Raw genomic sequence first — 10,062 nt, forward strand, 5'->3', positions numbered from 1 at the left:
GCCCGAGGAGATCCGCATGAGCGAGAGCCAGGAGCGGATGATGGCCGTCGTCGAGCCCGACGACGTCGCCGCGTTCCTCGCGATCTGCGCGAAGTGGGACGTCGAGGCCGTCGTGGTCGGCGAGGTCACCGACACCGGCCGCCTCGAGATCGACTGGCACGGCGAGCGCGTCGTCGACGTGCCCCCACGCTCGGTGGCGCACGACGGCCCCACCTACCAGCGGCCCTTCGCCCGCCCCGACACCCAGGACGCGCTGCAGGCCGACGTCGCCGAGACGCTGCCGCGACCGGTCACCGGCGACGAGCTGCGCGCGACCCTCCTCACGCTCGCGTCGAGCCCCAACCTCTGCGACAAGTCGTGGATCACCGACCAGTACGACCGCTACGTCCGCGGCAACACCGTGCTCGCCCAGCCCAGCGACAGCGGGATGATCCGCGTCGACGAGTCCACCAACCTCGGTGTCGCGGTCTCGACCGACTGCAACGGCCGGTTCGCGCGGCTCGACCCCTACACCGGTGCCCGGCTCGCGCTGGCCGAGTCCTACCGCAACGTCGCGACCGGCGGCGCCCTGCCGCTGGCGATCTCCGACTGCCTCAACTTCGGCTCGCCCGAGGACCCGGGCGTCATGTGGCAGTTCGCCGAGGCCTGCCGCGGCCTCAAGGACGGCTGCCTCGAGCTCGGCATCCCCGTGACCGGCGGCAACGTCTCGCTCTACAACCAGACCGGCGAGACCGCGATCCTGCCCACGCCGGTCGTGGCCGTGCTCGGCGTGATCGACGACGTCACCCGTCGTACGCCGTCCGCGTGGGCGTCCGTCGAGGGTGACGAGGCCGGTGACCGGGTGTTCCTGCTCGGCGAGACCCGCGAGGAGCTCAGCGGCTCGGAGTGGGCGCACGTCGTCCACGAACACCTCGGCGGCCTGCCGCCGGTGGTCGACCTGGCCGGTGAGAAGCGGCTGGCCGAGCTGCTGCGCGAGGGCGTCGGGCTGCTGACCTCGGCGCACGACCTGTCCGACGGCGGCCTCGCCCAGGCGCTCGTCGAGGCCTCGCTCCGGCACCTGTGCGGCGTGAGCGTCGCGGTCGCCGACGTCCACGCCGACCCCTTCGTCGCGCTCTTCGCCGAGTCGGCCGGCCGGGTGCTGGTCACCGTGGCCGAGGGAGACACCGACCGGCTGGTCGACCTGGCCGGGCGCCACGGCGTACCCGTCACCGAGCTGGGCATCACCGGGGGCGACGTCCTCGGCGTCGACGGGCTCTTCGAGGTCAACCTGCTCGAGCTGCGGTCGACCTGGATGGCGACGATCCCGATGGCCATGGCGTGACCTGGTCGTGAGGCAGGTGGCGGGCGGGGAGGAGCCGTGAGGGTCCTCGTCACGTTCGCCGGCGGCCGCGGGCACCTGCTGCCGATGCTCCCGCTGTCCCGGGCGTTGCGGGACGCCGGCCACGAGCTCGCCCTGAGCGGTCATCCGCACGCGGTCGGGTCCCACGGCGTCTTCGGCGACCTCTTCCCGCACGAGCGGATCGGCCCCGGCCCGGACCCCGACGGCGGCACCGGGACCCTCACCGCGCCCGACCTGCAGCACGAGCTCGAGGTCGTCGGACGCTGGTACGCCGGCACCCTGGCCCAGCGCAACCTCCTCCGCACCAGGGAGGTCGTCGAGCGGTGGCGGCCCGACCTCGTGGTCTGCGACGAGATGGACCTCGGCAGCGTCGCGGCGGCCGCCCGGGCCGGGCTGCCGTGCGTCGTCGTCGACGTGATCGCGAGCGGTGCTCTCGTACGGTCGCCGTACGTCGACGACGGGTTGGCTGCCCTCGATCTCCAGCAGGTGAAGGGCGATCTCGAGATCTACCCGGCCCCGCCGTCCTTCCGCGACCCCGGCTTCCCGTTGTCCCCTGGAGCCGTGGCAGTCCGGCCCGAGCCGGTCGGCGGGGGCGACGAGGTGCACCCGGGCGTCGCCTGGCTCAGGTCCCACGACGGGCCGTCGGTCTACCTCACGCTCGGCACGATCTTCAACACCGAGTCCGGCGACCTGTTCTCGCGCGCGCTCGGCGCCCTTGCCGACCAGCCCGTCCGCGTGCTCGCGACCGTCGGCTCCGACGTGGACCCCGCGCTCGTCGGCGTCCGTGCCGACAACGTGCGCATCGAGCGGTTCGTGCCGCAGGACCAGGTGCTCCCGCTCGTCGACGTCGTTGTCAACCACGGCGGCTCGGGCAGCGTGATCGGAGCGCTGGCCCACGGCCTGCCGGTCGTCACCCTGGCGATGGGCGCCGACCAGGAGCTCAACGCCGCCCGGCTCGTCGCCCTCGACGCGGGGGTGGGGCTCGACGTGGTGACGGCCGGTGCCGACGACGTGCGCCGGGCCGTCACCCGCGCGCTGACCGACGTCGACCTGCGGGCCGGCGCGACCCGGGTGCGGGACGAGGTCGCCGCCCTGCCGCCGGTCTCGTCGGTCGTCCCGACGATCGAGTCCCTCGTCGGCTGAATGGCCCGTTCGTGCCTTGTCGCCGGACGGGGAGGACGGGTTCCCTGGATCCGTGACCTCCGACCGGCCTGGCGACCCCGCGCGCCTCGCTGACCTCGAGCGTCGGCTGGCCCACGCGATGGGCGAGGTCGCGCGGCTCGAGCGGGAGGCGTCGGCCGACGAGCCGTCCTACGAGCCCTACGTCCCCGGTGACGGCCGGCCCGAGCCGGCGGTGACCGTCGACGGGGCGCCGGTGGCGGCGGGCGACGGTCGGCTCGCCGACGCCGTGCGCCGAGGGGGTGCGGTGGTCGTGCACGTCGACGGGCACGTGGTGCCGGTCGACTCGGCGACCGCGTTGCGCGACCTCTTCGGCTCGGGGCTGTTCGCCGACCTCCAGCAGTCGCTGGGCCTGCGGTCGGACCGGGTGGAGAAGGACGTCTTCCTGCCCGACCCCGACAAGGTCGAGCGACTCGCGCCGGGTCCGCGTCCGGTGCCGCTCGGCGCGCGGCTGGCCACGACGACGCTCGGACCGGTGGAGCTGTTCGTCCTCCTCATGCTCGGCGTCTGCCCGCTCGCGCTGTGGATCCTGGTCCCCGGCTCGCTGCTGGTGGCGGCCACGGCGGGGGCGGTGCTCGTGGGCCTGCGCGCCACACGGCTCTGTCGGCGGCGGGTGCCGGTGCTGCGGTGGGGCGAGGTCGCGACCGTCACCGCGGCGCACGAGTCGCTCGGCAGCTCGTCCTACACCAACGTGCCGATGCGTCGGGCCCGCGGCTGGGACGCCCGGTGGGAGGGCTACACGGGCCAGGGCCGCAGCACCGAGCTCTCCTACACCGTGGCCGGCCGACCGGGCACGCTGCGGGTCGGCGGGGCGCCGTACGAGGGTGGCGTCGTGCTCGCCGACCCCCGCGACCCCGCCTCCGCGCTGTGCGTGAGCCAGCTGTGGTTCAGCGTCAAGCCGGGGTCGGACGGACAGCTGCCGCGCGGGCTGTCGTTCGTCGCCTGGCTCGGCGTGCTGCTGACCCTCGGTTCGCTGGCCGTGATGGTGGTCGTCGCCGGCTGGTCCCTGGCGACGCTGCTCGGCTGAGGCGCCCGCTGCTGCCTGGGCGCCTAGGTCGGTCTGGGACGATCGGGCCATGCACCGTCGCACCCTGCTGAGCCTGCCCGGACTCGGTGCCCTCGCGGTCGTCGGGCTGTCCCTGACCGCCTGCGAGACAGAGGAGCCCGACGTGGACGACAGCGACGCCCGGCGCGAGACCTACGGCGACGACCCGAGCCAGTTCGGCGATCTCTACCTGCCCGAGGGCACGCCGCGCGGGGTGGTCGTGGTCATCCACGGCGGTTTCTGGCGGGCGGGCTACGACTACACGCTCGGGACGCCGCTCGCAGCCTCGCTCGCCGAGGCCGGCTGGGCCGCGTGGAACCTCGAGTACCGCCGCGTCGGCGACCCCGACGAGGGTGGGGGCGGCGGCACGCCGCAGACCTTCGACGACGTCGCAGCCGGCATCGACAAGCTCGCCGACCTCGATCTCGGGCTCGACCTCGCGACGGCTCCGGTCATCACCCTCGGGCACAGTGCCGGCGGCCACCTGGCCGCCTGGGCCGCCGCGCGTGGGCGCTACGACTGGCCCGAGGACGTCACGATCACCCACGTCGTCAGCCAGGCCGGGGTCCTCGACCTCATCGCGTCCGAGGACTCCAACCTGGGCGGCGGGGCGGCCGGGGCGTTCCTGGGCCACCAGCCGACCGTCGCCGACGAGAAGTACGACCCCACGCAGCAGCTGCCCCTCGACGTACCCCTGTGGTGCGTGCACGGCACCGACGACACCATCGTCCCGCTCACCCAGTCCTCGACCTACGTCGAGCGCGCGACCGACGCGGGCGCGACCGCCGAGCTGGTCGAGGTCGAGGGCGGCGACCACTTCGTCGTCATCGACGCCGAGTCCGACGCCTGGGCGCGCACGCTCGAGATCCTCGACGGGATCGGCTGACCGCCTGCCGGGTCTAGGTGCGGCCGAGGAGCGTGATCTTCTGCCAGATCTTGCGGCTCAGGCTCGTCGTGAGCGTCTCGATGCCGCCGACGGCGTCGAGGACGACCGCGTCGCGCGACTCCTCCGCGACGAGCGCCGCGATCTTGCCGACCAGGCTGAGCATCTCGGAGCAGTACTCCAGGTAGCGCTCCATCTGCGGCGGTGTCAGCCGCGGGTCGACGCTGCTCGGCGTCGGGACGAAGTCGGAGCGGAACCGCTCCGGGTCCTTGGTCAGCTGGTGCATGTCCACGACGTGGGCGAGCGAGCGGAGCCGGTGCAGCAGCGCCAGCGAGCGGCCGCGCTGCAGCCGTTCGGGGATCGAGTAGAGGAAGAACAGCGCCACCGCGGCATAGACGAGGTCGTTGATCGTCGTCTCGATGAGCGGCAGCCAGTCGACGCTGCTGCTCACGCCGTCGTCGACCGCGTCGCGCAGCGCCAGCACCAGCGCGACCACGGTGGCCACGAGCACCGCGGCGGCGAGCACCCGGGACACCACGCGCGCCCGGCGCAGCTGCCGGTTGATGCCCGGCGCCGTCCCCTCGACCTCGTCGACGAGCGACCCGAGCCGCGTCGCCAGCGCCGCGATCCCGCGCCGCGGGAACCGCGCGATGATCCGCTCCTGCAGCCGGTCGACCGTCAGCCGCACCTCGAGCGCGTCGAGCCGGTCCAGGTCGGGCATGCCGGTCAATCTAGTCAACGACGTCGCCGACCCGTCGTTGATTGCTGACGGGTCGGCGTGGTGGGGGGTGGGGGGACGGTGACCCGTCGCCGTCTGCTGACGGGTCACCGTGGCGGGGATCAGCTGGAGCGGCGCATGGTGCGGAGGCCGACGACGAGGCCGACCGCGGCGACGGCGGCCGCGGCGACCGCGCCCTGGAGGATCGTGTCGAAGGACCACGACCCCGCGAACAGCGCGCGCTCGGCCTCGATGATGTAGCCGAGCGGGTTGAGGTTGGCCAGGAAGCGGAGCCAGCCGGGGGCGCCGTCGAGCGGGAGCAGCACCCCGGCGAGCAGCAGCAGCGGGAAGATCAGCGTCTGCTGCACGGTCCAGAACAGCCAGTCCTGGCCCTCCGAGACGATGGCCAGCGCGAACGACAGGGAACCGATCCCGACGCTGAACAGCGCGAGCACCGCCAGGCCCACCAGCACGCCGCCGAGGTGGAGGTCGAAGCTGAACGGCGTCACGACCGCCACGATGAGCACGGCCTGCGCCAGCATCGGCACGACCTCCTTGAGCGCCCGCCCGACGAGCAGCGACGAGCGGCGCAGCGGCGAGACGAGGAGCCGCTCGTGCGAGCCGGTGTTGATCTCGAGCGTCAGGTTGGAGCCGGTCATCGACGCACCCATGAGCGCGGTCATCGCGATGATGCCGGGCACGAACCACTGCAGCGCCGAGCCGCCGAACGCGCTGCTGTCCGGCAGCAGCGGGGCGAACAGCGCGAGGAAGACGAGCGGCTGCACCATGGCGAACAGCACCGACGCGGGCTCGCGCAGCATCGGCCTGAGCTCGCGGGTCATGACGTTCCAGGTGTCCGCGAGGAAGCCGGGCTCACGCGTCTCGTCGTCGTACGACGGCGCGAGAGCGGTGCTCTCGGTGGCGGTCGTGGTGTCGTTGGTCGTGGTGGTCATGCCGCTGCTCCTTCGGTCGGGGTGATCGTGGAGTCGGTCTCGCGGAGGCTGCGACCCGTGAGGTTGAGGAAGACGTCGTCGAGGGTGGCGCTGACGACCTCGATCCGGGTGGCGGGCGTGCCCGCCCCGGCGAGGTCGGTGACCAGGCCGGGCGCGAGGTCGCGGCCGTGGGCGACGCGGACGGACACCGCCGACCCGCTGACCTCGACGGTGGAGCCGTCGAGGCGCCGGGCGCGCTCGGCCGCCTGCGCGGCGTCGTCGGCACCGGCGAACCCGAGCGACACCAGGTCGCCGAGCCCGGCCTTGAGCCGGGTCGCGGTGTCGTCGGCGATGACCTCGCCGTGGTCGATCACGATCACCCGGTCGGCGATCGCGTCGGCTTCCTCGAGGTAGTGCGTGGTGAGCACGATCGTGGTGCCGAGCTCACGGTTGAGGCGCTGCACCTGCTCCTGGAGGTTGACGCGGTTCTGCGGGTCGAGCCCGGTCGACGGCTCGTCGAGGAACATCAGCCGCGGCTGGTGGACGAGCCCGATCGCGACGTCGAGGCGGCGGCGCTGGCCGCCGGAGAGCGTCGAGACCGGTCGGCCCGCGTGCTCGCTGAGGTCGAACGCCGCGAGCAGCTCGTCGGCGCGGGCGTTCGCAGCCGAGCGCGACAGGCCGTGGGCGCGTGCCTGGCTCACGACCTCGTCGCGCCCGCGCTGCTGGTGACCTGCGGCGTTGCCCTGCCCGACGTACCCGATCGAGCGACGTACGGCGCGCTGCTCGGTCACGACGTCGAAGCCGGCGACCTCGGCGGTGCCGGACGTGGGCGCGATGAGTGTGGTGAGCATCCGCAGCGTCGTCGACTTGCCGGCGCCGTTGGGGCCGAGGAACGCGACGAGCTCGCCGTCGCCGACCTCGAGGTCGAGGCCCTTGACGGCCTCGACCGTCTGCTTGTGACGCGTGAACGTCTTGGTGAGTCCCGAGGTCCGGATCACCGGACCGGTCTTGGCGGTGTGTCGTGTCTGGGTCATGAGGATGACGCTAGGAGCCACTTAGGTCAGGTTCTGTCCTGAATGAGAAGTAATCTGGGTCCATGTCCACCAGCGCCCGGATGCTCTCCCTGCTCTCGCTGCTGCAGACCCACCGCTACTGGCCCGGCGACGAGCTGGCCAGCCGGCTCGAGGTGAGCGGCCGCACCCTGCGCCGCGACATCGAGCGGCTGCGCGACCTGGGCTACGCCGTCGACGCGAGCCGCGGGGTGGCCGGCGGCTACCAGCTGCGGGCGGGGGGCCAGCTGCCGCCGCTGCTGCTCGAGGACGAGGAGGCGGTCGCGATCGCCGTCGGGCTGCGCACCGCGGCCGCCGGGTCGGTCGGCGGGCTCGAGGAGACCTCGGTGCAGGCGCTGACCAAGGTGGTCGCCCTGATGCCGGCCCCGCTGCGGCGACGGATGGACGCGCTCAAGGCCGTCACCGACACCCCGAGCCCGTGGGGCGGCGGGCCGACGGTCGACGCCGTCGTCCTCACCACGCTGGCCCAGGCGTGCCGCGACGACGAGCCGCTGACGTTCGACTACGAGGCCCGCGGCGCGGAGGTCACCCATCGCCGCGTCGAGCCGCACCGCCTGGTCTCGCTCGGCCGCCGCTGGTACCTCGTCGCCTACGACCGCGACCGCCAGGACTGGCGCTCCTTCCGCGTCGACCGCCTCTCCTCGCCCGCCACCACCGGTCCGCGCTTCCGCCCGCGCGAGCTCCCCGGCGGCGACGCCCTCGCCTTCGTGACCGCGGGCTTCCGCCAGATCCCACAGAGGTACGACGTCCGCGTGCGCGTCTCCGCCACCGCCGACCAGGTGCGCTGGGCCGTCGGTCGCTACGGCGATGTCTCCCCGCTCGACGATCACACGTGCCTGCTCGAGATGAAGGTCGACTCGCTCGAGTGGCCGGTGATGGTGCTCGCCCAGGTCGGCGCCCCCTTCGAGATCGAGACCCCCGACGAGCTGCGCGACGCCTGCTCCGCCGTCGCCGCCCACTTCACCTCGGCCGCGGCGGGCCAGCAGGGTCGGGCGGCTACGGTCGGGAGCCATGGACCTGCGGTGGCGGACGGTGGTGGTCACGGGGGCCGCGTCGGGGCTCGGGCGTGAGGTCGCGCTGCGGTTCGGGCGGGCCGGGGCCGGCGTCGTCGTGGTCGACCGCGACACGACGGGCGCCGAGGAGACCGCCGACCTCGTGCGCGCCTGCCGGGTCAAGGCCTGGTCCTTCGCCGTCGACCTGTGCGACGACGACGAGCTGCCGCTGCTCGCCGGGCGGCTCCGCGACCTCGGCGGCGCCGACGTCCTCGTCAACAACGCCGGCGGCTGGACGCCGGGGGAGCAGTACCCCGCCGCCGACCCCGCCGCCTGGTCGCGCACCCTCGACCTCAACCTCAGGGTGCCGATGCGGCTGACCCAGCTCTTCCTCGACGCGCTGCCCGACCGCCGCGGCCGCACCGACGAGCCGGGCGCCGTCGTCAACGTCTCCTCGAGCGCCGCCGTCGGCACGGACCCCTACGGCTCGCCCGAGTACGCCGCCGCCAAGGCCGGTCTCGTCCGCTTCACCACCGCCATGGCCCGGCCCGACGTCGCCAGCCGGGCGCGCGTGACCTGCGTGGTGCCGGGCTGGATCGGCCTGGACCGGGCCCAGCGCGAGTGGGCCGCCCTCGACCCCGCCGAGCGCGCCACCCTCCCGCCCCTCGTGCCGCCGGCCGAGGTCGCGAGCACCGTCGTCGACCTCGCCACCCGCGGTCCCGCGGGCACGGTCGTCGAGATGCTGTTGCCCCAGCTGCGGTTGTCCCGGGCGAATTGGCCCCTTAAGAGCCGTCTCAGGGGCCATTTCGCCCGGGACTACCCGTCGGCCGGGCCGCGAGCCCGACCCCGGCCGGGAAGACCTGTGGATGACGCCGACGCCACCGGCCGCGTTGGTGCATCCTCACCCGCGTGTCGGAGGACGGTCGCGAGCTGAGGGCGGGCTTCACGCTGCCGGTGCGCGCCGGCGGCGACGGACCGACCCGCAAGCGGGCGCGCGGGCCGGGCTATCGACGTACGAGCCAGGGCTTCTACGTCCCGAGCTCGGTGTCGACCGACGACGTCGACCAGCGCATCGTCGAGGCCTCGGTCGTCGTGACCTCCCACCACGCCATCACGGGCTGGGCGGCGCTGCGGTGGCAGGGCGGTCGGTGGTTCGACGGCCTCACCGCGTCGGGCGAGAAGCTTCCCGTGGTGATCTGCGTCGGAACGGGCAACACCCGCCGCCAGCCCGGGATCGACGTGACCGGAGAGGGGCCGAGCACGGAGTACGCGCGGTGGGTCGACGGGCTCCGGGTCATGGATCCGCGGCTCGCGGTCAGCTTCCAGATGCGCTACGCCCCGACGGACTTCCGGGCGCTGGTCGAGCTCGAGAAGGCGATCGACGACGACCTGGTCTCGATCGCGGAGATGGAGGAGTTCCTCACCCGCCAGAGCGGGTGGACCGGGATCCCGCGAGCGCGACGGGTGATGCCGCGGGCGCAGGAGAACAGCTGGTCACCGCAGGAGGTCGAGACCCGGGAGGAGTGGGAGGTGGTCGCCGAGCTCCCGACGCCCCGGTGCAACGCCCCGGTCTTCGACCTGACCGGACGTCACGTGGCGACGCCCGACCTGATCGACCCGGTCCACGGCGTCTACGGCGAGTACGACGGCGAGGTCCACCTCGACCGGGCGACCCGCGACCGCGACCTGCGACGTGAGGCCGCGCTGCGCGAGCTCGGCCTCGAGGGCGTCACCAGGACCGCGGCCGACCGGCACGACGGCTCCGCGTTCATCGCCCGGCTGCGGGCGGCCTACGCCCGGGCCGAGCGCCGCCCGGCCGCCGACCGACGCTGGACCCTCGACCAGCCGTCGTGGTGGACGCCCACCGAGACCGTCGAGCAGCGGCGCGCCCTCACCGACGAGCA

Annotated in this window: 10 protein-coding genes; 7 read left to right on the forward strand and 3 right to left on the reverse strand. The window is 73.7% G+C overall.

Going from position 1 to position 10,062, the window contains the following annotated elements; translation table 11 throughout:
* The 4 genes from Q7T52_RS08225 to Q7T52_RS08240 form a co-directional block, all read left to right on the forward strand.
* The coding region (locus Q7T52_RS08225; RefSeq protein WP_304801276.1) for an AIR synthase-related protein at positions 1 to 1,321 on the forward strand (1,321 nt) is incomplete at its 5' end.
* Positions 1,322 to 1,357: 36 nt separating this feature from the next.
* Positions 1,358 to 2,482: a glycosyltransferase gene (locus Q7T52_RS08230; protein WP_304801278.1), complete on the forward strand. Its 1,125-nt coding sequence runs from the start codon at positions 1,358 to 1,360 to the stop codon at positions 2,480 to 2,482.
* A gap of 52 nt (positions 2,483 to 2,534) precedes the next feature.
* Entirely contained in the window at positions 2,535 to 3,545 is a 1,011-nt protein-coding gene (locus tag Q7T52_RS08235; RefSeq protein WP_304801280.1) for a hypothetical protein, read from the forward strand.
* A 49-nt stretch (positions 3,546 to 3,594) separates the two neighbouring features.
* Positions 3,595 to 4,449, forward strand: a complete 855-nt coding sequence (locus Q7T52_RS08240) for an alpha/beta hydrolase (RefSeq protein ID WP_304801282.1) — start codon at positions 3,595 to 3,597, stop codon at positions 4,447 to 4,449.
* A 13-nt stretch (positions 4,450 to 4,462) separates the two neighbouring features.
* On the opposite strand, the gene Q7T52_RS08245 is transcribed toward Q7T52_RS08240, so the two are convergent.
* From Q7T52_RS08245 to Q7T52_RS08255, 3 genes are all read right to left on the reverse strand, one after another.
* On the reverse strand, positions 4,463 to 5,167 hold the full coding sequence (locus tag Q7T52_RS08245; protein ID WP_304801285.1) for a hypothetical protein: 705 nt from the start codon (positions 5,165 to 5,167) through the stop codon (positions 4,463 to 4,465).
* 119 nt (positions 5,168 to 5,286) lie between these two features.
* A complete protein-coding gene (locus tag Q7T52_RS08250) occupies positions 5,287 to 6,117 on the reverse strand; it encodes an ABC transporter permease (protein ID WP_304801288.1) in 831 nt (276 codons plus the stop codon).
* Positions 6,114 to 7,130, reverse strand: a complete 1,017-nt coding sequence (locus Q7T52_RS08255; protein WP_304801291.1) for an ABC transporter ATP-binding protein — start codon at positions 7,128 to 7,130, stop codon at positions 6,114 to 6,116. The genes Q7T52_RS08250 and Q7T52_RS08255 overlap by 4 nt, the downstream gene beginning before the upstream one ends.
* Positions 7,131 to 7,192: 62 nt before the next feature.
* Between Q7T52_RS08255 and Q7T52_RS08260 the strand changes: the two genes are divergently transcribed.
* The 3 genes from Q7T52_RS08260 to Q7T52_RS08270 all read left to right on the forward strand — a co-directional run.
* Complete coding sequence (locus tag Q7T52_RS08260; protein WP_304801293.1) at positions 7,193 to 8,236, forward strand: YafY family protein; 1,044 nt, start codon at positions 7,193 to 7,195, stop codon at positions 8,234 to 8,236.
* Positions 8,178 to 9,092 carry an SDR family NAD(P)-dependent oxidoreductase gene (locus Q7T52_RS08265; RefSeq protein ID WP_304801295.1) on the forward strand — a complete coding sequence of 305 codons (915 nt, stop codon included), beginning with the start codon at positions 8,178 to 8,180 and terminating at the stop codon, positions 9,090 to 9,092. The genes Q7T52_RS08260 and Q7T52_RS08265 overlap by 59 nt, the downstream gene beginning before the upstream one ends.
* The coding region (locus Q7T52_RS08270) for a hypothetical protein (protein WP_304801297.1) at positions 9,068 to 10,062 on the forward strand (995 nt) is incomplete at its 3' end. The genes Q7T52_RS08265 and Q7T52_RS08270, both read left to right, overlap by 25 nt.

The organism is Nocardioides sp., from assembly GCF_030655615.1.
Taxonomy (GTDB): Bacteria; Actinomycetota; Actinomycetes; order Propionibacteriales; family Nocardioidaceae; genus Nocardioides.

Bases quoted from the DNA above. Each gene is read 5' to 3' on its own strand.
- Q7T52_RS08240 (WP_304801282.1), top strand. From the start codon at position 3,595: ATGCACCGTCGCACCCTGCTGAGCCTGCCCGGACTCGGTGCCCTCGCG.
- Q7T52_RS08245 (WP_304801285.1), bottom strand. From the start codon at position 5,167: ATGCCCGACCTGGACCGGCTCGACGCGCTCGAGGTGCGGCTGACGGTC.
- Q7T52_RS08250 (WP_304801288.1), bottom strand. From the start codon at position 6,117: ATGACCACCACGACCAACGACACCACGACCGCCACCGAGAGCACCGCT.
- Q7T52_RS08255 (WP_304801291.1), bottom strand. From the start codon at position 7,130: ATGACCCAGACACGACACACCGCCAAGACCGGTCCGGTGATCCGGACC.
- Q7T52_RS08260 (WP_304801293.1), top strand. From the start codon at position 7,193: ATGTCCACCAGCGCCCGGATGCTCTCCCTGCTCTCGCTGCTGCAGACC.
- Q7T52_RS08265 (WP_304801295.1), top strand. From the start codon at position 8,178: ATGGACCTGCGGTGGCGGACGGTGGTGGTCACGGGGGCCGCGTCGGGG.